Here is a 20,779-nt window from a genome sequence, read left to right as displayed (position 1 = left end):
TCCTCGACCGGCTACTGTCCCACCCACCAAAACATGGTGTTGCAGACGCGGGTTGAATCCACCTGCCGCGGTCGGTTGCTCCGGCACCGCCGATCGCCCCGGGGAGCCGGGACGTCATCCACCTGGGTGCGTCCCAGGGCCGGTTCGTATGACGTCCGGAGTCGGCCAGCCACCCAGGCAAGCCACCCGGAAAAACGCTGGTGGCCCCCGGGTACGCGTAGTTCCCGAGGGCCACCGCCGGCACCTGACCAACGGCTACCATGCGTGCACTCATGTTGCTGCCGCCGGTGCTGACTCTCCGGCTGGTTTCAGCGCCCTGGTGAGAAGGGTGGGTCGCCGCGTGGGTACCGCCGGTCAGGTGCTGCTTTGTGGTGCTGATCCTTCTGAAGTCATTGGTACGCCTCTGTGACCGCGACCACAAGGGCTACCCGGCGGTCATTTCGAGGACGGACGCCGCTGGCGGGCTCAGGAGCCCGCTGACCTGCGACGAAGCCCCCACCACAACCCGGCGGCCGCGACGCCGCCGGCCGACAGCACGGCCGCCGCGGTGATCGCAGGACCCTTCACCTGGGGCTTGAGCGCCACCGGCACGTCGAACCGGAGCACCGGCCAGTCGCGCTCCTTGGCGGCCTTGCGCAGCTCGCGGTCGGGGTTCACCGCGGACGGGTGGCCGACCTCCTCCAGCATGGGCAGGTCGGTCACGGAGTCGCTGTAGGCGTAGCAGGCCGACAGGTCGTAGCCGCGCTCCTCGGCGAGGGCGCGGACGGCGGCCGCCTTCTCCTCCGCGTAGGCGTAGTAGGCGATCTCACCGGTGTACCGACCGTCCTCGCCGACCTCGAGCCGGCTGGCGACCACGTGGTCCGCGCCGAGGAGCTCGCCGATGGGCTCGACCACGTCGGCGCCGGAGGCGGAGACGATGACGACGTCCCGGCCGGCGGCGTGGTGGAGGGCGATGAGCTCGACGGCCTCGGCGTAGACGATCGGGTCCACGATCTCGTGGAGCGTGCCGGCGACGATCTCGCGCACCGTCGCGACGTCCCACCCCTCCACGAGCTGCGACATGAACTGCCGCATCTTCTCCATCTGGTCGTGGTCCGCGCCGCCGACGAGGTACACGAACTGCGTGTACGCCGAGCGCAGGACGGCCGAGCGCGAGATGAGGCCGCCGGCCGCGAAGGGACGGCTGAAGGCGAAGGTGCTCGACTTGGCGATGATCGTCTTGTCGAGGTCGAAGAAGGCCGCGGCAGCGGGCATGGGACGAGGGTAGCCGGGCCGGTCCAGAGGCTCTCGGTCGGCCACCAGACGTTCACAGGTTCAGCTCGCGCCCGGGTTCTCCCCAGCAGCGTCCGGCGGCCCGCTGCCAGGGGCGGCCCGGCCCGAGGGTGGCGGCATGGACCTGCACCCGCCCCGCCCCCACGCCCCCGCTCGACCGGAGGGCCGGCCACCCACGGCCACCCCGACCCCCGGCCACGCCGAGGTGCTCCTGGCGACGCGAGATCCCTCGCTGGTCGCCGAGGTCGGACGCCTGGCCGCCGCCGTCGGCGTGGGCGTCTCGCTCGTCGAGGACGCCGCGGGCGTGCTGCGCCGGTGGCGCGCCGCGTCCGTGGTGCTGCTCGGGGAGGACCTCCTGGAGGAGATCGTCCTGCTGCGACCGCGGCCGCGACCCGGCGTCCACGTGCTCGCCCGCGCCGACCGGCTCGAGGGCTGCTACCGGTGGGCGCTGGACCTCGGGGCGACCTCGGCGGTCCCGGTGCCGGGGGCCGGAGACGCGCTCGCCGACCTCCTCGCGGACGTCGAGGAGGAACCGCGCCCGGGCAGGGTCGTCGGCGTGCTGGGCGGCTCCGGGGGCGTCGGCGTCACGACGTTCGCGTGCGCGCTCGCGCAGGTCGCCTCGGACGACGCGGCGGCCCTCGTCGTGGACGCCGACCCGACCGGCCCGGGCTGCGACCGGGTCCTGGGGCTGGACCACGTGCCGGGCGTCCGATGGGAGGACCTGGGCGGCACCGACGGTCGCCTGGGCGCGCGGGCACTGCGCGAGGCGGTGCCGTCGCGCGGCGGCCTCGGCGTCCTCTCCTTCGGGCCCGTGCGGGACGAGGACGTCGCCGGCCCGCCGCGCGCGCCACTGCTGCGCGAGGTGGTGGACGCCGCCCGGCGCGGTCACGACCTCGTCGTCCTCGACCTGCCCCGTGCCGTCCCGGACCGGGACCTGGCGACGCGCTGCGACCTCCTCCTGCTCGTGGTCCGGCCCGACCTGCTCGGCGCCGCCTCGGCGCGCCGCGTGGCCGGTCGGGTGAGAGCGCTGGCGCCCACCGGCGGGCTGGTGCGGGGCGCGCCCGTCGACGAGCGGGCCCTGGCCGCCGCGGTGGGGGTCCCGCTGCTGGCCAGGGTGGGCGAGCAGCGGGGGCTGGAGGAGTCGGTGGACCTCGGGCTGGGCCCCGCCCGGACGCGACGGGGTGCGCTCTCCCGGGTGGCCCGCGAGGTCCTCGACCGTCTCGACCTCGGGGCGCTGCCCCCGCGCAGCCGCGTCGACGCGGCCTCCTCGACCGGCTTCCTCGAGTCGGTCCTCGTGCCGGACGTCGCATGAGCCGCCCCGCCCCAGCCATCACAGCGGACCCCGGCCCGGTGCCCGGCCTGGACGCGCTGGTGGAGCAGGTCCGGGGAAGGCTGGTGGCCACCCCGGGCGCGCTGACGCCGGAGCGCGTGGCGGCGGCGCTGCGCGAGGGCGGACGCCCGGTCGGGGAGTCCACGGTGCTGGCGGTCCACGCGGCGCTTCGCCGGGACGTGGTGGGCGCCGGGCCGCTCGAGCCGCTGCTCCGCACGCCCGGGGTCACCGACGTCCTGGTGAACGGCGCCGGCGAGGTCCACCTCGACCGCGGCCACGGGCTCGAGCTCACCGACGTGCGCTTCCCCGACGAGGCTGCGGTCCGCCGGCTGGCCCAGCGGCTGGCGGCGTCCGCCGGGCGGAGGCTCGACGACGCTGTCCCGCACTGCGACCTCCGGCTTCCGGACGGCACCCGGTTCCACGCCGTCCTGGCGCCGCTGGCCCGGCCCGGGACGCTGCTGTCCCTACGCGTCCCGCCCGGCGAGCCACCCCGGCTCTCCGCGCTCGTCGAGCGTGGAGCGATGCCGGAGCCGGTGGCCGCGCTGCTGCGCGCCGTCGTGCTCGCCCGCGTGGCCTTCCTGGTCACCGGTGGCACCGGCGCCGGCAAGACCACGCTCCTGGCGGGGCTGCTGTCCGAGGTGCCGCCCGGCGAGCGGCTGGTCCTGGTGGAGGACGCCAGCGAGCTGCGTCCCGCCCACCCGCACGTGGTGGCGCTCGAGGCCCGGCCCGCCAACGTCGAGGGCGCGGGCGCGATCGACCTGCGCACGCTGGTGCGCCAGGCGCTCCGCATGCGCCCGGACCGGATCGTGGTGGGGGAGGTGCGTGGTGCGGAGGTCGTGGACCTCCTGGCCGCCCTCAACACGGGCCACGAGGGCGGGTGCGGGACGCTGCACGCCAACGCGCCCGCCGACGTGCCGGCCCGCATCGAGGCCCTGGCCCTGGCCGCCGGGCTGGACCGCGAGGCCGTCCACAGCCAGCTGGCGGCCGGGCTGCACGTGGTGCTGCACGTGGCCCGCGACCGCGAGGGGCGGCGCGGCCTCGCCGCGGTCGGGGTGGTGGTCCCGGACGGGCGGGGCCGCGTGGGCGTCGAGCCGGCGCTGACGGTGACCGACGGCCGTCTCGAGGAGGGTCCGGCGGCCCCGCTCCTGGCCCGGATGGTCGCGCCATGACGTCGCTGGGCGCCGGGGCCGGACCCTGGGTCCTGGCCTGCGCCGCCGGCGCCGCGGGGGCGGCGTCCCTGCTCGTCAGCGCGTCTCCGCGACTGGCCCGGCTGGGGCCGAGCGGCGCGCGGCCGGTGGCCGGCCGACGTCCGGCGCCCTGGCTGGTCGGGGTGGTGTCCGCGGTGGGGTTCGCCGTCCTGCTCGGCCAGGGCCGGGCGCTCGGCACGCTCGTGGCCGTCTCGCCCGCCGTCCTCGGTGCGGCGCACCTGGTGCGGGCCGGGCGTCGGGAACGGGCGGCGGTACGCACGGGCGAGGCCGTCGCCGAGCTCTGCGAGCACCTCGCGGGAGACCTCGTGGCCGGGCGCCCACCGGGCGTCGCCCTGGAGGACGCGGCGCGTGCCTGGCCCCCGGCCGGGGCCGTGGCGGAGGCACACCGCGTGGGGGCCGACGTGCCGACCGCCTGGCGGGCACTCGCCGCGCGGCCGGGGGCGGGGGACCTGCGCCTGGTGGCGGCCGCCTGGGAGCTCGCCCAGCGCACCGGGCACGGCCTGGCGGACGCGCTGTCGCGCTGCGTGGACGAGCAGACCCGGGCCCGCGCGACCCGCCGCACCGTCCGCGCGGAGCTGGCCTCCGCCCGCGCCACGGCGAGGCTGGTCGCGGGTCTCCCCGTCCCTGCCCTGCTCATGGGCGCCTCCGGCGGATCGGACCCGGTGGGGTTCCTGCTCACCACCACCCCGGGCACGTGGTGCCTGGGCCTCGGCCTGCTCCTCGGCACGTGCGGACTGGCCTGGGTGGAGCGGCTCGCCGCCCGGGCGACCAAGGAGGGCTGAGGTGCCGCCCCTCGTCTGGCTGCCCGCGCTGCTGCTGGCCGCGGCGGTGGCGCTGCTGGTGCCGCCGGGGCGGCCGTCCCTGCGCCGCGACCGCTCCCGTCCTGCCACAGCCCACGAGGCGCCCGGCGCAGCCCCGGCGGGGGAGCGAGCCCTGGGGGCGGCAGCCGCCCGACGCAGGCGCCGACGCGAGGAGCGACAGGCGTCCAGGGACCTCCCGGCGCTCGTCGCGCTCGTCGCGGCCGGGCTGGCGGCCGGCGCCGCGCCGTCGGGGGCCCTGCTCCTCGCGGTGGTGGTGCTCCCCGGGCCGGCCGCTCAGCGGCTGCGGCCGACGGCCCGGGCCCTGGAGCTCGGCGTCGACCCGGGGGCGGTCTGGGGCGAGCTCGCGGCGGACCCGGCCCTGGGGCGTCTCGGGCGCACCCTGGACCGCGCGCACCGGACCGGAGCCTCGGTGGCGGGCGCGGTGGACCGGCTCGCCGTCCAGATGGGTGAGGAGTCCCGGACGGTGGCCGAGGACGCGGCCCGGGCGGTCGGGGTCCGGGCGGCGGTGCCCCTGGGGCTGCTGCTCCTGCCGTCCTTCGTGCTGCTCGGGATCGTGCCGGTCGCCGCCGGGATGCTCAGCGGGCTGCTCGCCTGAGGACCTCGACGATCCGGGCCCGGGCGGTGGCGCCGGTGCGGGTCGGGGTCAGCGGGTACACGTGGAGCAGGCCCTCGACCTCGTGCTGCTCGAACGGCACCTCGGCCTCGGCGGCGCGCTCGGCGAGCAGCCGTGCGTCGGGGTTGAGGATGTCGCGGGTCCCGGTGAACTGGGTGATCGGCCCCAGGCCCGCCAGGTCGCCGAACAGGGGGCTCACCCGCGGGTCGGTGAGGGGCAGGTCGCCGGCCCACCGCTCGGACAGGTACAGCCCGCCGTCGCGGGCCAGCCACGGGTCGGTGTGCTCCATCGGGGGGATGGCCGGGTTGGAGAGGGAGAGGTCCAGCGCGGGGGCGATGAGCACCGTCGCGGGCAGGACGTGGCCGGCGTCCCGGAGGACCTGGGCGACTGAGAGCGAGATCTGCCCACCGGCGGAGTCCCCGGCGACGCTCGTGGGCCCGTGCTCCCGGGCCGTCCGCTCGACCAGGGCCGCCACGCCGGCGACCACCTCGCCCGCCGTGCCGAACGGCACCAGCGGGTAGATCGGCACGACCACGGTGGTCGACGACTCGGCCGCCACCTGGGCGATCAGGTACCAGTGGAACGCGGAGATGTCGTTGACCCAGCCGCCGCCGTGCGAGTAGACGACCGCCCCCTCGGGCCGCCCGGTGCGGGGGCGCACCGTGTAGACGGGCCAGCCGTCGACCCGCTCCGCGGTGACCTGCACGTCGCGGCGCAGCAGCGGCGGCGGCCCGAAGGCCGCCGGGCGCAGCGCCATCTTCTCCACGTGGGCCCGGGCGGCCTCGCGGGTCGCGAAGATCCGCTGGGCGCGGGTGAGGTGGACGAAGGCCGGGACGACGGCGTCGGGCAGTGCCAGCACGGGTGCTCCTGGGGGCGGGGGCGCGGGCGGCCGTGCCCGCGCTCGCAGCCTACGGCCGCGAAGCGCCCACAGGCAGGCCCCGCGGGTGGGCCGTGCACAGCGCGACGTCGGCCCGACCCTGGCACCGCCCGACGCCCCGAGGGTGGAGGGGACGGCCGCACCCGGCGGCCCGCGAGGAGGAACCATGCACCAGCAGACGCACGTCCCGCACGACCCGCACCGCTCGACCGAGCGGCCCGTCCGGCAGCCGTCCGACCCGCAGCCGTCCGACCGTGGACGCCGGCGCGACGACCGCGGGATCACGACCGCCGAGTACGCGGTGGGCACCGCCGCCGGCGCCGGCCTCGCCGGCCTGCTCTACACGCTGCTCACCGGCGGCCTCGGCAACAGGCTGCTCACCACCCTGTTCGACCACGTGCTCGCCCAGCTGGGTCTCGGGTGAGCGCGGGCCTCCCCGCCGCGCGCCGGGTCCTCGGCGGGTGTGCCCGCGACCGGGGCGACCGGGGCGACCGGGGCGTCGTCACCGCCGAGGGGGCGATGGTGCTGCCGCTGCTGCTCGCGGTGGCCGCAGCACTCCTCTGGCTGCTCACGGTCGGGCTCGCCCAGCTGCGGGTGACGGACGCGGCGCGGGAGGCCGCCCGGGCGATGGCCCGGGGCGAGGACGCAGCGGTGGCGACCGGACTGGTCGCCGGGATCGCCCCCGAGGGGGCCACGGTGGACGCGGACGAGTCGGCCGGGACCGTGACGGTGACCGTCGCGGCCGTCCTGGCCGGCCCCGGCGGGTTGCTCTCGCACCTGCCCGGGGCACAGCTCCGTGCCGAGGCGACGGCCGTGGTCGAGGACACGGGGGCGGTCGCAGGCACGGTCGTCGGGACGGCACCGTGAGCGCGGGGCAGCCAGACGCAGGACGCACCGGCCACGGACGGGGTGACCGGGGCGCGGCCGCGGTGGTCGCTGTCGCCCTGGTCGGCGTCCTGGCGGTGGTCGGCTACGGGCTGGCGCTGGTCGCGGGCGTGGTCGTGGCCCAGCGCCGGGTGGAGACCGCGGCGGACCTCGGTGCCCTGGCGGGGGCGGGCGCGCTCGCGCAGGGGGCCGCCGGCTGCGCGGCGGCCGGTCCGGTGGTGGCCCGCAACGGAGCCGAGGTGGCCTCGTGCACGGAGGAGGGGCGAGACGTCCTGCTCGTCGCCTCGGGCCGGGCGCCGGGCCCGCTGGGTCGGTGGGTGACCCTCACGGCGCGGGCCCGCGCCGGACCCGGCTGAGCCGCGCGGGACCCGGCTGAGCCGCCCCGGACTCAGTCGGGGGCGCCGGCCAGCAGCACGTCGAGCAGCCGCAGGGCGGCGGCCTTGTCGAGCGGGTTGTTCTGGTTGCCGCACTTCGGCGACTGCACGCAGCTGGGGCAGCCCTCGGCGCACTCGCAGGAGGCGATGGTCTCGCGGGTGGCGCCCAGCCAGGCGCCGGCGGCGCGGAAGCCCCGGTCGGCGAAGCCTGCGCCGCCGGGGTGGCCGTCGTGGACGAAGACGGTGAGCATCCCGGTGTCCGGGTGGGTGACGGTGGAGACGCCGCCGATGTCCCACCGGTCGCAGGTGGCGAAGAGGGGGAGCAGGCCGATGGAGCAGTGCTCGGCGGCGTGGGCCGCCCCGGCGAGGTCGAGCTCGGCGAGGCCGGTGGAGACCAGGACGTCGTCGGGCACGGTCCACCACACGGCGGAGGTGCGCAGGGTGCGTTCCGGCAGGTCGAGCGGCTCCTCGGCGAGCACCTCGCCGCTGGGCCGTGCCCGCTTGAGGAAGGAGACGACCCTGCTGGACACGTCCACCTGGCCGCGCGTGAGTCGGCACGGGCCCCAGTCGACGTGCTCGGCCTCCGCGACGACGCGGATGTCGACCGACTCGCGCGCCGAGGTGGAGTACCGCGGCTCCGCACGCTCGATGACGGCCACGTGCTCGTCGAGGTCGAGGGAGGTGACGAGGTAGGTCTCGCCGCGGTGCACGTAGACGGCTCCCGCGTGCGCCTGGGCGTGCGCCGAGGCGCCGTCGACGGTCCCGACGACGCGCCCGGTGCCGGTCTCCACGAGCTGGACGGCGCGGGCACCGCTCGAGCGCAGGTCGGTGAGGTCGGCGGCGCGGCGCTGGTCGGTCCAGAACCAGCCGCGCGGGCGTCGCCGCAGCAGCCCGCCGGCGACCAGCTGGTCGAGCACCGCCGCCGCATTGGGGCCGAAGACGTCCAGGTCGCCGTCGGTGAGCGGCCGCTCCTGGGCCGCGGCGCACAGGTGGGGTGCCAGCACGTACGGGTTCGCCGGGTCGAAGACGGTGGCCTCGACGGGCCGGTCGAAGAGGGACTCGGGGTGGTGCACGAGGTAGGTGTCGAGCGGGTCGTCGCGGGCGACCAGCACGGCGCCGGCGTCCTGGCCACCGCGTCCCGCACGCCCGACCTGCTGCCAGAAGGCGGCGCGGGTGCCGGGGAACCCGGCGAGCAGGACGGCGTCCAGCCCGGCCACGTCGATCCCGAGCTCGAGCGCGTTGGTGGCCGCCACGCCGAGCAGCTCCCCGGAGCGCAGGGCCTGCTCGAGCTCCCGCCGCTCCTCGGGCAGGTAGCCGCCGCGGTAGCCCGCGACCCGTCGGCCGAGGCCGGGCTCGACCTCGTCGACCAGCTCGGCGGCGGTCGCGGCCACCTGCTCCACCCCGCGGCGGCTGCGGACGAACGCCAGGGTGCGGACGTCCTCCACCACCAGGTCGGCGAGCAGGTCGGCGGTCTCCGAGGCGGCGGAGCGGCGCACCGGCGCGCCGTTCTCGCCGGTGACCTGGGTCAACGGCGGCTCCCAGAGCCCGACGGTGATCCGGCCCCGGGGCGAGGCGTCGTCGGTGACCGCCTCGACGTCGAGGCCGGTGAGCAGCCGGCCCGCGGCGGCGGGCTCGGCGACGGTGGCGGAGGCCAGCACGAGCACCGGGTCGGCGCCGTGGTGGGCGCACACCCGGCGCAGGCGCCGCAGCACGTGCCCGACGTGGGCCCCGAAGACGCCGCGGTAGTGGTGCGCCTCGTCGAGGACGACGTAGCGCAGCGTGCGCCAGTAGCCGGACCAGCGCTCGTGCCCCGGCAGCATCGAGCGGTGCAGCATGTCGGGGTTGGTGAGCAGGTACTCCCCGTGGTCCCGCGCCCACTCCCTCTGCTCGGGGGAGGAGTCGCCGTCGTGGGTGGTGGCCCGGACGTCCAGGCCGAGCCCCCGCACCGAGGCCAGCTGGTCCTGCGCCAGCGCCTTGGTCGGCGCGACGTAGAGCACGGACGCCCCGCGCTGGCCGCGGCGGCCGCGGTGCTCGAGGACGCTGGTCAGCCCGGGGAGCTGGAAGGCCAGCGACTTCCCGGAGGCGGTGCCTGTCGCGAGGATCGTGTGCCGGCCGGCCCAGGCGGCGTCCGCGGCGGCCACCTGGTGGGCCCACGGACGCTCCACGCCGCGGTCGCCGAACGCGGCCACGACGTCCGGGTGCGCCCAGGCCGGCCACTCGACCGGGCGGGCCCCGCGCGCGGGCAGGTCGCGCACGTGCGTGAGCCGGCCGTCGCGGTGCCCCGGCAGCGCGAGCCGACGCACGACGTCCGTCATGCCCGCGGGGGTGCGCGGGGGGCGGTGCTGGGCGTCGGTGCTCACGAGCCCCGATGGTGTCAGAGGGCGCCGACAGCAGCCGTCCCCGCCGAGGGGGCCGTGGGGACCGTCTCACCCTGTGGTGGGGGAGGTGTGCGTACGCGTGCGCACCACAGGTGGACGTGGTTTCATATGGTCGGTTGACCTGGCATGTCCTCGCGAGCAGCGGGGTGCCGGCCGGCCATCCCCCAGAGCTGCAGCCCGCAGGACGCACGACAAGGAGCCCACCGTGGACCTCACCCTCACCACCCGCGATGTCGAGGGGACGACCGTCGTGGCCGTCGGCGGTGAGATCGACGTCTACACGGCCCCCAAGCTGCGCGACAAGATCACCGAGCTGGTCGCCGCCGGCGTCTACGACCTCGTGATCGACATGGAGGCGGTCGAGTTCCTCGACTCCACCGGCCTCGGCGTCCTGGTCGGCGGCCTGAAGAAGGTCCGCGCCCACGACGGCTCGCTCCAGCTGGTGTGCACCCAGGACCGGCTGCTCAAGATCTTCCGCATCACCGGCCTGGCCAAGGTCTTCGTCATCCACGACTCCGCGGAGGCCGCGCTCGCCTCCAGCTGAGCGCCGACAGCGGGCGTCACCGCAGGTCCGCGCGTCTCGGCAGGCCCCCTTCCCACTTGAGGGAAGGGGGTCTTTGCGTCTGCCTCGGTGCACGGGTGCAACAAGTCCCCGGGGGCATTCACAACTCCTTAACGTCAGGGATGCCGAGCGTCACAGGAGACGCTCAAGATCCCCCCGGGAGGTCCCCCCATGCGGCCCAGCCGTCCCAGCCCTGCCCGCGCCGTCCCGCTGCTGAGCATCGCGCTCGTCGCGGGCCTCGGCCTCGCCTCGGTCCCCGCCGCCGCCCTGGCGGAGCCCGCCTCGCCCACGAGCACCCGCACGCCCGCGTCCCTGATCGGCGTCCCCGACGTCACCGGCAGCGGCAAGGTCGGGACCGTGCTCTCCGTCGCCGACCCGGTGTGGGACACCCTCGGCGCCGTCACCACGGTCCAGTGGCAGCGCGGCGGGGCCGACATCACCGGCGCCACCGGCTCCGACTACACCGTGCAGGCCGCGGACGTCGGCGAGAACCTGGTCGCGGTCCTCGTCGCCACGGTGGGGGGGATCCCGGTGCCCGGCGAGACCGTCAGCACCGCCCCCGTCCTCGGGCTCGCGGGCGACGCCCCGACCGCGGACGCCCCCACGCTGGACGGCGACGGCGTCGTCGGCAACGTGGTCTCCCTCGACCTCGCCTCGCTGGTGTGGGACCTGCTCGGCGTCGTCTCCACCTATCAGTGGACGCTCGACGGCGTCGACATCCCGGGCGAGACCGGCACCAGCTACACGCCGGTCGTCGACGACGTGGACGGCGTGCTCGCGCTCGTCGTCACCGGCACCCTCGCCGGCTACGACGTCGGCCAGGTGACCAGCGGCGGCCTCACCGTGCTCGCGGCCCCGCTCGGCGCCGCCCCGGTCCTCTCCCAGACCCCCGGACTCGACGGCACGCCGTCGGTCGACGCCCTGCTCAGCGTCGACCCGTCCACCATCGTCTGGGACCTCCTCGGCGTCGACACCACCTACCAGTGGACGCTCGACGGCGTCGACATCCCCGGCGCCACCGGCACCAGCTACACGCCGCTGGTCGGCGACCTCGGCCACGACCTCGTCGTCGTCGTCACCGGCACGCTGCTCGACCACGAGGTCGGCACCGGCTCGAGCGACCCGCTGACGGTCCTCACCGGCGCGGCCCCGACCGTCGACGTCCTGCCCACCACCGTCGGCAAGGCCCGCGCCGGCCGCACCCTGCGCGTGGAGGGCCCGACCTGGTCGGAGGCCGCCGCCGCGACCACCTACCAGTGGATGCGGGACGGCTCGGCGATCGCCGGCGCGACCGGCGACCGCTACAAGCTCCGCGCGAAGGACGTCGGCCACCAGGTCAGCGTCGCCGCGACCAGCGCCTGGGAGGGCCACAGCGCCGCCCTGGCCACCAGCGACGCCCGCACGGCCCGCAAGGCCGTCTCGACGGTGAAGGGCAAGGTCCTCACCAAGCGGGTCACCCGGGCCAAGCGCGCGAAGATGCGCGTCTCGGTCAAGGCGCTCGGGATCAGCACCAAGGGTGGCAAGGTCCTGGTGAAGGACGGCAAGCGCACGGTGGCCGCGAAGCGGATCACGAAGGCCTCGGCCGGCAAGCCCGTCGTCCTGCGGCTGAAGAAGCTGGCCCCCGGGAAGCACCGCCTCCTCGTGAAGTACACCGGCACCCGGGGCGTCGCGGCCGACACCGCCCGCGTGCCCGTGCGGGTCAAGCGTCGCTGAGCGCACCCCCGCCCCCAGCCGGACGCCGGCGTCCCACCGTCCCCCCGGTGCGGACGCCGGCGTCCTGTCGTACCGGTGCCGCTCTAGGCTCGTACTCGTGAGTGACGACCGCCGCGACCTGCCCCACCTGCTCCGAGACGCCCTCGTGGCCGCGGACTTCACCTACGAGTCGGTGGCCGAGCTGCTGGGGCCGCTGGCCCACGGCGCGCTGGCCCGCAACGAGACCGTGCCGGGCCTGCGTCGCACCCGGGGCGGCAGCCCGCTGGAGACGCTGGTGCGGCTCTTCCTGCTGCAGGTCCCGGTCGCCGCGTCCGAGGCCGAGGCGGCGCTGCCGGGCCTGGTCGACCGGCTCAGCTCGCGCGGCATCCTCACGCACTCCATCAGCGAGGTCGCGGCCCGGCTCGACGTCCGGCCCTACGCCAGCGAGCGCGCGGACGGCGACCGCGGGACCGTCACGGACCACTTCTGGGTCGTCTCCGACCTCACGCCCGGACTCGACGGCACCCCGTCCCGCGTCGGGTCCGACCACGTGCTCGGGATCAGCCCCGCCTCCACCTCGCTGGCCCAGCTCACGCTGCGCGGCGAGGTCGGCTCGGCGCTCGACCTGGGCACCGGCTGCGGCGTCCAGGCGCTGCACCTGGCCCGGCACGCCGGCGCGGTCGTCGCCACCGACGTCAACGCCCGGGCCCTCGACCTGGCCCGCTTCAACGCCGCCCTCAACGACGTGGACGACCTGGTCGAGGTGCGCGACGGCTCCTTCTTCGAGCCCGTCGCCGGGGAGCGCTTCGACCTCATCGCCACCAACCCGCCGTTCGTGATCTCGCCGGCCACGGGGGAGCGGCTCGTCTACCGCGACTCCGGCCTGCCCGGCGACCGCGTCGTCGAGGACATCGTCCGTGCCGCCCCGGGGCACCTGAACCCGGGCGGCTGGTGCCAGGTGCTGGCGAACTGGGTCATCGCGGTCGGCCAGCCGTGGGACGAGCGCCTCGCCGGCTGGCTCGACGACGGCACGGACGCCTTCGTCGTCCAGCGTGAGGTGCTCGACCCCGCCGCCTACGTCGAGCTGTGGCTGAAGGACTCCGGCCACCACCCGAGCACCGGCAACACCGACCTCGCGGAGTACCACCGCCGCTACGACACCTGGCTGTCGTGGCTGGAGCAGCAGGGTGTCGAGGGCATCGGGTTCGGCTGGATCAACCTGCGACGCCGCGACGAGGGGGACACCCGGCCGGCCGGCGTCCACGAGCTCCTGTCGTGGCCCTACGAGGTCGAGCAGCCCGTGGCGCCGGCCATCGGTGCGTGGGCGGAGGCCGCCGCGGTCGTCGTGGACGCCGACAGCACGCTGCGGCTGCGCGCGGACGTCCGCCAGGAGACCCTCGGCGCGGCCGGTGCCGAGGACCCCGAGACCATCGTGCTGCGCCAGCAGACGGGGCTGCGCCGGGCCCGCCAGGCCGACACCGTGCTGGCCGCCGTGGTCGGCGCGTGCGACGGCGAGCTGCCGGTCGGCGTCATCCTCGACGCCGTCTCGCAGCTGCTCGACCTGGAGCCGTCCGCGACCCGGGAGGACACCCTCCCGGTCCTCGCGGAGCTGGTGCGCGAGGGCTTCCTGCTGCCCGCCTGAGCCTCGCCGAGGCCCACGTCCGTTCCTCCCGGTGCGCCCGGCTCAGGGCACGGTGACCGTGACGCGGGCGCTGTGCGACCGGGAGGACGTCGACGTCCCCAGGTAGCGGGCCTGGAAGCGGTGTCGGCCGGCGGCGAGCTCGGTGACCGACAGGGTGGCGACGCCGTCGGGGTCGAGGGCCGCGGTGCCGACCGGCCGACCCCTGTCCAGGAATCGCACCTGTCCGTCGGGCCAGGAAGGGTCGGACAGGGCTGTCACGGTGACGGTCGCGGTGAGGCTGACCCTGCTGCGTCGGGGGGCGGAAGCCGCGAGGGCGGTGCTGGTGGCCGCCCGCACCTGCAGGTCGGGGGCGACGGCGTCCTGCCCGACGAGCGACAGTGACCCCGGGGAGTCCACGGACCGGGGACGGGCGCCGCCCAGCCAGGCGCCCGAGACGGCTCGGCCGTCCACCATCGCGTGGACGCTCCACCAGCCGTCGGGTAGGTCGGAGAAGGAGTAGCGGCCGTCCTCGTCGGTGACGGTGGTGGTGTCGATGTACCCGTTGCCCAGGTGGAACCCGCCGACGTACCACTGCGCCGCGGTCACCGTGACGCCGGCGGCGGGACCGTCCGGGCCGACCACCCTGCCGGAGAGGCTGCGGGTGCCCGCCTCCAGAGACACCGCCGGCACGTCGCCCAGGTCGACGTCCCCCTCGAGCAGGACCGGGGCGGAGAGCCCGCCGTAGATGAAGTCGCCCTCGTGCCGGTTGCCGACGGTGACCTGGTAGCTCACCCCCGCCGGCAGGCGGACGGCGAACCTGCCGTCCTCGTCGGTCAGGGCCCCGACCGCGGTGTACATCCCCCAGGCGTGGCCGAACCAGGGCGTGAGGTCGACCTCGGACATCTGCCGCGCGGGGGTGCCGTCGGGCAGCACGACGCGCCCCCGGAGGTAGTGGACGCTGTAGGGCTGGACGGTCTCGGCGCCCAGGCCCAGGGCTCCCCTCGTCGGGCTGTGGACGGTGAGGAGCGTGGGTGTGTAGAGAGCGTTCACCTGCTGGACGGGGTCGTAGTCGTCGCCGGACGTGGGTGTGCCGACCGAGAGCGCGAGGTCCCGGTCGGGCCGGACGGTGAACGACCAGCGTCCCCTCGCGCCCGTGGTGGTCACGCCGTCGTGCCAGGTGCTCGAGGTCTCGTAGAACGCGACCGGAAGGCCCGCGACCGGGTCGCCGTCGCGATCGACGGCCCGCCCCGAGATGCGCACCAGGGCCGGTGCCGGGCTCACCGTGATCGGCACGACGGTCGGGTCGCTGCTCGACGTCCGGAACGTGCCTGCGTCGTGGGGGCCCGAGGGCGCCTGCGTGACGCCTCCGGCGAGCACGTCCTCGAGCCCGTCGTCGGAGTGGAGGACGGCGTAGAAGCGGCCGGACCAGGAGGGCCGGTAGGGAAGGTCGACCGAGGTGTCGCCGTCGAGCTCGACGTCGACGTCCGTGCCGAAGGTCGTGAAGACCTGCGACGACCGGTACCACCGGTAGAGCGTCACCGTCCCGCTGCCGGTGAGCGGGGTCCCGTCGGCCGACTCCAGGTGCAGGACGAGCGTGGGACCCTCAGCCGCCTGGGTGGGCGCCGGTGGCACGACCGCGAGCAGCAGGAGCGCCGCCATCAGCGGCGCCACGAGGCGCCGGGCGTACGTGAGGTGTGACGAGGTCATGGGTGCTCCTGGGTGGGGCTGGGCTGGTGCGGGCTGGGCTGGTGCGGCTTTGGATGAGGTGGGCGTCGTCCGACGTGGGTCAGCTCGTCGTCACCCGCTCGACCCCGCTCGTGGAGGCGCCGGTGGAGTCGTCGCCGAGGTAGCGCGCTCGCACGAGGTGACGGCCGGCGTCCAGGTCGGGGACGCGCAGCCGCGCGACACCGTCCTGGTCGGCGTCCTGGTCGAGGTCGGCGGTGCCGACGGACCGTCCGTCGACGAGGAAGCGCACGGTGCCCTGCGGTGCGCCGACCTCACCGACGGGCGTCGTCACGGTCACGTGCGCCACGAGTCGGGCGATGCCGGGCCGTCCGGCGGTGGCCTCGAGCCGGGTCCCGGTCACCGAGCGGACCTGGACGTCGGCGACCGCGTCGCCGCCGACGGTCGAGACCGTCCCCGCGTCGGAGAGCGAGGTGGGCCGGTGCCCGCCGAACCAGGTCAGGCCGCGCCGCTGGTCGCCCAGGCTCACCAGGACGCCCCACCAGCCGTCGGGCAGGTCGTCGAAGGAGTAGTGGCCGAGCGCGTCCGTGCGCACGACCGGGGTCTCCTGGCCGAGGGCGACCTGTGGCGAGCCGGCCCGCCACTCGTAGAGGCTGACCTCGACGTCGGCCGCCGGGCCGTCGGGGCTGCTCACCGTGCCGGAGATGCTGCGGGTGCCGCCGCCGAAGCCGCCGCCCACGTCCAGGTCGCCGACGTCCACGGGGCCGCCGTCCACCACGTAGCGCTCGTTGCGGTCCGCGTCGGGCGCGGCCGCCCAGCCCTCGATGGCCTCGGCCGAGCTGTTGCCGGGCAGGTCGTGGACGGTCAGCTCGTAGGCGATGCCGGAGGCGACCGGTGCGCTGAAGCGTCCCTCGTCGTCGGTCTCGGCGTCCTGCCACGTGTAGAGACCCCACCGGGTGCCGAACGTGGGCCAGACCCGGACGGTGGCCCTGGCCACCGGCGACCCGTCGGCGCGGAGGACCCGCCCGCTGATCGTCTCGTCCCGGGCCGGGTCGACAGCGACGGCGCCGGTGCGCAGCACGCCGGTGAGCGGGCTGTGCTCGGCGAGCAGCGTGGGCTCGTAGAGCGCGTTCACCTGTTGGACGGGGTCGTAGTCGTCGCCGGAGGCGGGTGTGCCGACCGACACCGCGAGGTCGCGGTCGGGCCGGACCCGGAAGGACCAGTGGCCGTCGGCGTCCGTGGTCGTGGACTGCGCGCGGGAGACGTCCGCGGTCTCGTGGACGGCCACGGGCAGGTCGGCGACCGGGCCGCCCTGGGCGTCCACCGCGCGACCGGCCAGGCGCACCAGGGACGGTGCCTGGCTCAGCGGCAGCCGCGTGACGGCGGAGGAGTCCCACCCCACCCGCACCGTGCCGGGGTCGGTGGGGGACATGGGCGCCGTGGCGGCCGCGCCGCTGAGGGCGTCCTCGAGGCCGTCGTCGGAGCGCAGGGAGGCGTAGTACAGGCCCGGTGAGTCGAGCTCGTGCCGGACGACGACCAGGCGATCGCCGTCGGCACTGACGGCGACGGTCGTCCCGTCGGCCTCGAAGGCGTGGTTCAGCCCGTCCCAGCGGTAGAGCGTGACGGTGCCCGTGCCGGTGACCGGCGTCCCGTCGGTGGACCGCAGGCGGAGGACGAGGGTGGACGTCGCGGCGGACCCGGCCGACCCGGCGTGGGCCACCGCCGTCGGAGCGGCGGCGGTGAGCAGGGCTGCGGAGAGCAGCACCGCGAGCCCGCGCCGGTTCCTCGTGCGCGGGGTGTTCGTGCGCGGGGTCGTCGACGTGTCCATGGCTGCTCCTCGGCGCGCTGGGTGGGGCGTCAAGGAGAACTGTCGGGCCGGCCGCGGCGGGACGTCCGGGGGACGCCGGAACATACCCTCGATGGGGGAGGAGGGTGGTCCGTCCGGACGCGTCCGCAACCGGCTCGCAACGTGGTCCCGCCTGGCCTTGTCCCAGGCACGCGCTACGGTGACCCCGCCGGGCGCGCCGGCGGACCCGACATCCCCGCCGGCGTCCGCGCCGCCCCCACCCCCTCGAAGGAAGCAGGTCCGTGGCACACAAGCTGGTGATCGTCGAGTCCCCCACGAAGGCTCAGAAGATCGGGGACTACCTCGGCCAGGGCTACGTCGTGGAGTCCTCGCGCGGCCACGTGCGCGACCTGCCCCAGTCCGCCGCGGACACCCCCGCGAAGATCAAGGAGCAGCCGTGGGGCCGGCTCGCCGTGGACGTCGACCACGGCTTCGAGCCCTACTACGTGGTGCCGCGGGACAAGAAGTCCCACATGACGCACCTCAAGAGCCTGCTCAAGGACGCCGACGAGCTCTTCCTCGCCACCGATGAGGACCGCGAGGGCGAGGCCATCGCGTGGCACCTGCTCGACGAGCTGAAGCCGAAGAACATCCCCGTGAAGCGGATGGTCTTCCACGAGATCACCAAGCAGGCGATCCTCGACGCGGCCGCCAACCCGCGCGAGCTGGCCATGGACCTCGTCGAGGCCCAGGAGACCCGCCGCATCCTCGACCGGCTCTACGGCTACGAGGTCTCGCCCGTGCTGTGGAAGAAGGTCATGTCCGGCCTGTCCGCCGGGCGCGTGCAGTCCGTGGCCACCCGCCTGGTCGTGGACCGGGAGCGGGAGCGGATCGCCTTCCGCAAGGCGTCCTACTGGGACCTCGAGGGCACCTTCGACGCCGGGGCCGACCACGACCCGCGGATGTTCCCGGCCCGGCTGCACACCGTCGACGACGTGCGCGTCGCCCGCGGCACCGACTTCGGTCAGGACGGCGTCCTGAAGAAGGGTGCGAACGTCGTCCACCTCGACCGTGCGCGTGCCGAGGCCCTGGTCACCGCGCTGGGCGACACCGACTTCTCGGTGCGCTCGGTGGAGTCCAAGCCGTACAAGCGCTCGCCGTACCCGCCGTTCCGCACCACCACGCTCCAGCAGGAGGCGAGCCGCAAGCTCGGCATGAGCGCCTCCACCACCATGTCGGTGGCGCAGCGGCTGTACGAGAACGGCTTCATCACCTACATGCGTACGGACTCCTCGACGCTGTCGGACTCCGCGATCGGCGCCGCCCGCGCGCAGATCGCCGAGCTCTACGGCGGCGAGTACGTGCCGGACGCCCCGCGCACCTACGCCAGCAAGGTGAAGAACGCGCAGGAGGCGCACGAGGCGATCCGCCCGGCCGGCGACACGTTCCGCCGCCCCGGCGAGACGGGCCTCACCGGCGACCAGTTCCGGCTGTACGAGCTGATCTGGCAGCGCACGGTCGCCTCGCAGATGAAGGACGCCGTGGGCAACACGGTGACCGTCCGGCTCGGCGGCGCCGCAGCGTCCGGCGAGGACGTCGTCTTCACCTCCTCGGGCCGCACGATCACGTTCCACGGCTTCCTCAAGGCCTACGTCGAGGGCACCGACCACGGCGCCACCACCGACGACGCCGAGACGCGGCTGCCGCGCCTGACCGAGGGTGCTGCGCTCAGCGCCGCGTCGCTCTCGGCCGACGGCCACGAGACCAAGCCGCCGGCGCGCTTCACCGAGGCCACGCTCGTCAAGGAGCTGGAGGAGCGGGAGATCGGCCGCCCGTCGACCTACGCCTCCATCATCAAGACGATCACCGACCGCGGCTACGTCTACAAGAAGGGCACCGCGCTGGTGCCCGCGTGGCTGGCGTTCTCGGTGATCCGCCTGCTCGAGGAGCACTTCCCGCGGCAGATCGACTACGCCTTCACCGCCCAGATGGAGGACGTGCTCGACGAGATCGCGGCCGGCCGCAAGGACCGTGCCACCGAGCTGGCCGAGTTCTACTTCGGCACCGGCCAGACCCACGGGCTCAAGACGCTCGTGGACGAGCTGGGCGACATCGACGCCCGCGAGCTCGCCACCTTCCCGGTGGGCGGCCCGGACTCCGGCATCCACCTGCGGGTCGGGCGCTACGGCCCCTACCTCGAGGGCCCGGACGACGAGGGCAACCCGGCCGGGAAGCGCGCCAACGTCCCCGACGACCTGCCGCCGGACGAGCTCACCCTGGAGAAGGCCACCGAGCTCTTCGCCAACCCCGCGGGCGAGGAGATCGACCTCGGCACCCACCCCGACACCGGCCTGCGGATCGTCGCGAAGAACGGCCGCTTCGGTCCCTACGTCACCGAGGTGCTCCCCGAGGACGCGCCGACCGGCAAGAAGGGTGCGGCCAAGCCGCGGACCGGCTCGCTGTTCAAGTCGATGACCCTGGACTCGATCACCCTCGAGGACGCCCTCAAGCTGCTCAGCCTGCCCCGCGTGGTCGGCACCGGGGCGGACGGCGAGGAGATCACCGCCCAGAACGGCCGCTACGGGCCGTACCTGAAGAAGGGCTCCGACTCCCGGTCGCTGGCCAGCGAGGACCAGCTCTTCACGGTCACCCTCGAGGAGGCCGAGAAGATCTACTCCCAGCCCAAGCAGCGCGGCCGCGCCGCCGCCGCGCCGCCGCTGAAGGAGCTCGGCCCCGACCCGGTGTCCGGCAACCCGGTGGTCGTGAAGTCCGGCCGCTTCGGCGAGTACGTCACCGACGGCGAGTACAACGCGACGCTGCGCAAGGACGACTCGGTCGAGTCGATCACCATCGAGCGCGCCGCCGAGCTGCTGGCCGAGCGTCGCGAGCGCGGCCCGGCCAAGAAGGGCGCCAAGAAGGGCGCGGCGAAGAAGGCCGCCCCCGCGAAGAAGACGGCCGCCAAGAAGACCGCTGCGAAGAAGACCGCTGCGAAGAAGACCGCGGCCAAGAAGACGACCACCAAGGCTGCGGCGAAGAAGAGCTGACCCGACGCCGGTCCGGTCGCCCGCAGCCCTGGTGGCCGCGGGCGACCGCTGCGTTCCGGCCTACGCTCTGCCCATGACCGAGCTGCGCCTGCGCGCCACCCTGGAGAAGCGGGGTCCGGCCGCGGCCGTCGTCCTCACCGACGAGCAGGTGGCCGCGCTCGGCGAGGGCAGGAAGGTGTTCCCCGTGACCGCGACGGTCGCCGGGCACACGTTCCCCGGCCGCGTCGCGCGGATGGGCGGGGAGAACCTGGTCGGGCTCAACAAGGCCGTCCGCACCGCCGCGGGGGTGGAGGCCGGTGACGAGGTGGACGTCGTCCTGGTGACCGAGGACGCTCCGCGGACCGTCGAGGTGCCCACCGAGGTGGCGGACGCCCTCGCCGCCGCCGGTCTGCGTGACGGCTTCGACCGGCTCGCCCCGAGCCGCCGCAAGGAGCTCGTCCGGTGGGTGAGCGAGGCGAAGAAGGACGAGACCCGAGCCCGGCGGCTCGAGCAGCTGCCCGAGAAGGTGCGCGCGCTGCTCTGAGGCCGGTGGCGGCTGGGTGGGCGGTGTGTGAGCAACCTTTCCGGGCACTTGGGCTCAAGGCGTGTCTGCAACACCTCGACGATGGGCGGGGTTGGGGTGGGGCAGAGGGT

17 protein-coding genes are annotated in these 20,779 nt (G+C 75.4%); 12 read left to right on the top strand and 5 right to left on the bottom strand.

Going from position 1 to position 20,779, the window contains the following annotated elements; all coding sequences use genetic code 11:
* Positions 1-465: 465 nt before the first annotated feature.
* Entirely contained in the window at positions 466-1,254 is a 789-nt protein-coding gene (locus E8D37_RS19630; RefSeq protein WP_136571502.1) for an HAD-IB family hydrolase, read from the bottom strand.
* A gap of 136 nt (positions 1,255-1,390) precedes the next feature.
* Here E8D37_RS19630 and ssd point away from each other — a divergent pair, with 136 nt between their 5' ends.
* Genes ssd through E8D37_RS20670 form a run of 4 tightly spaced genes read left to right on the top strand, consistent with a single transcriptional unit; the run spans position 1,391 to position 5,226 of the window.
* Complete coding sequence (ssd, locus tag E8D37_RS19625) at positions 1,391-2,584, top strand: septum site-determining protein Ssd (RefSeq protein ID WP_136571501.1); 1,194 nt, start codon at positions 1,391-1,393, stop codon at positions 2,582-2,584.
* A complete protein-coding gene (locus E8D37_RS19620; protein ID WP_136571500.1) occupies positions 2,581-3,771 on the top strand; it encodes a TadA family conjugal transfer-associated ATPase in 1,191 nt (396 codons plus the stop codon). The genes ssd and E8D37_RS19620 overlap by 4 nt, the downstream gene beginning before the upstream one ends.
* Positions 3,768-4,592 (top strand): type II secretion system F family protein, encoded by an 825-nt coding sequence (locus E8D37_RS19615; RefSeq protein ID WP_136571499.1) that lies wholly within the window; start codon positions 3,768-3,770, stop codon positions 4,590-4,592. The genes E8D37_RS19620 and E8D37_RS19615 overlap by 4 nt, the downstream gene beginning before the upstream one ends.
* A 1-nt stretch (position 4,593) precedes the next feature.
* Positions 4,594-5,226: a type II secretion system F family protein gene (locus tag E8D37_RS20670; protein ID WP_136571498.1), complete on the top strand. Its 633-nt coding sequence runs from the start codon at positions 4,594-4,596 to the stop codon at positions 5,224-5,226.
* Here the strand turns inward: E8D37_RS20670 and E8D37_RS19605 are convergent.
* A complete protein-coding gene (locus E8D37_RS19605; RefSeq protein ID WP_206055867.1) occupies positions 5,207-6,103 on the bottom strand; it encodes an alpha/beta hydrolase in 897 nt (298 codons plus the stop codon). The two genes, E8D37_RS20670 and E8D37_RS19605, sit on opposite strands and share 20 nt — an antisense overlap.
* Positions 6,104-6,287: 184 nt before the next feature.
* On the opposite strand from E8D37_RS19605, the gene E8D37_RS19600 reads away from it, so the two are divergent.
* From E8D37_RS19600 to E8D37_RS19590, 3 genes are read left to right on the top strand one after another with little or no spacing between them, the layout of a single operon-like run.
* Positions 6,288-6,545 (top strand): DUF4244 domain-containing protein, encoded by a 258-nt coding sequence (locus E8D37_RS19600; RefSeq protein WP_136571496.1) that lies wholly within the window; start codon positions 6,288-6,290, stop codon positions 6,543-6,545.
* Positions 6,542-6,988, top strand: a complete 447-nt coding sequence (locus E8D37_RS19595; protein ID WP_206055866.1) for a TadE family type IV pilus minor pilin — start codon at positions 6,542-6,544, stop codon at positions 6,986-6,988. The genes E8D37_RS19600 and E8D37_RS19595 overlap by 4 nt, the downstream gene beginning before the upstream one ends.
* Positions 6,985-7,362, top strand: a complete 378-nt coding sequence (locus tag E8D37_RS19590; protein WP_136571495.1) for an Rv3654c family TadE-like protein — start codon at positions 6,985-6,987, stop codon at positions 7,360-7,362. The genes E8D37_RS19595 and E8D37_RS19590 overlap by 4 nt, the downstream gene beginning before the upstream one ends.
* Positions 7,363-7,394: 32 nt before the next feature.
* Here the strand turns inward: E8D37_RS19590 and E8D37_RS19585 are convergent, their stop codons facing one another.
* Positions 7,395-9,740: a DEAD/DEAH box helicase gene (locus E8D37_RS19585; protein ID WP_346763598.1), complete on the bottom strand. Its 2,346-nt coding sequence runs from the start codon at positions 9,738-9,740 to the stop codon at positions 7,395-7,397.
* Positions 9,741-9,963: 223 nt separating this feature from the next.
* Here E8D37_RS19585 and E8D37_RS19580 point away from each other — a divergent pair, with 223 nt between their 5' ends.
* The 3 genes from E8D37_RS19580 (at position 9,964) to E8D37_RS19570 (ending at position 13,654) form a co-directional block, all read left to right on the top strand.
* Positions 9,964-10,302, top strand: a complete 339-nt coding sequence (locus E8D37_RS19580; protein ID WP_136571494.1) for an anti-sigma factor antagonist — start codon at positions 9,964-9,966, stop codon at positions 10,300-10,302.
* Positions 10,303-10,491: 189 nt separating this feature from the next.
* Positions 10,492-12,033 carry a hypothetical protein gene (locus E8D37_RS19575; protein ID WP_136571493.1) on the top strand — a complete coding sequence of 514 codons (1,542 nt, stop codon included), beginning with the start codon at positions 10,492-10,494 and terminating at the stop codon, positions 12,031-12,033.
* A gap of 97 nt (positions 12,034-12,130) precedes the next feature.
* Entirely contained in the window at positions 12,131-13,654 is a 1,524-nt protein-coding gene (locus E8D37_RS19570; protein WP_136571492.1) for a methyltransferase, read from the top strand.
* A 42-nt stretch (positions 13,655-13,696) separates the two neighbouring features.
* Here E8D37_RS19570 and E8D37_RS19565 read toward each other — a convergent pair whose 3' ends face one another.
* Complete coding sequence (locus tag E8D37_RS19565; RefSeq protein ID WP_136571491.1) at positions 13,697-15,340, bottom strand: carboxypeptidase regulatory-like domain-containing protein; 1,644 nt, start codon at positions 15,338-15,340, stop codon at positions 13,697-13,699.
* Between the two features lie 79 nt (positions 15,341-15,419).
* Positions 15,420-17,144, bottom strand: a complete 1,725-nt coding sequence (locus E8D37_RS19560) for an Ig-like domain repeat protein (protein WP_168929834.1) — start codon at positions 17,142-17,144, stop codon at positions 15,420-15,422.
* A gap of 260 nt (positions 17,145-17,404) precedes the next feature.
* On the opposite strand from E8D37_RS19560, the gene topA reads away from it, so the two are divergent.
* Both topA and E8D37_RS19545 read left to right on the top strand, forming a co-directional pair.
* Positions 17,405-20,146, top strand: a complete 2,742-nt coding sequence (gene topA / locus E8D37_RS19550) for a type I DNA topoisomerase (protein ID WP_136571488.1) — start codon at positions 17,405-17,407, stop codon at positions 20,144-20,146.
* A 73-nt stretch (positions 20,147-20,219) separates the two neighbouring features.
* On the top strand, positions 20,220-20,669 hold the full coding sequence (locus tag E8D37_RS19545; RefSeq protein ID WP_136571487.1) for a YdeI/OmpD-associated family protein: 450 nt from the start codon (positions 20,220-20,222) through the stop codon (positions 20,667-20,669).
* The last annotated feature ends 110 nt before the right edge of the window (positions 20,670-20,779 follow it).

This window comes from Nocardioides sp. GY 10127, from assembly GCF_004919085.1.
Taxonomy (GTDB): domain Bacteria; phylum Actinomycetota; class Actinomycetes; order Propionibacteriales; family Nocardioidaceae; genus Nocardioides.
This window is presented reverse-complemented; position numbering and strand designations above follow the sequence as displayed.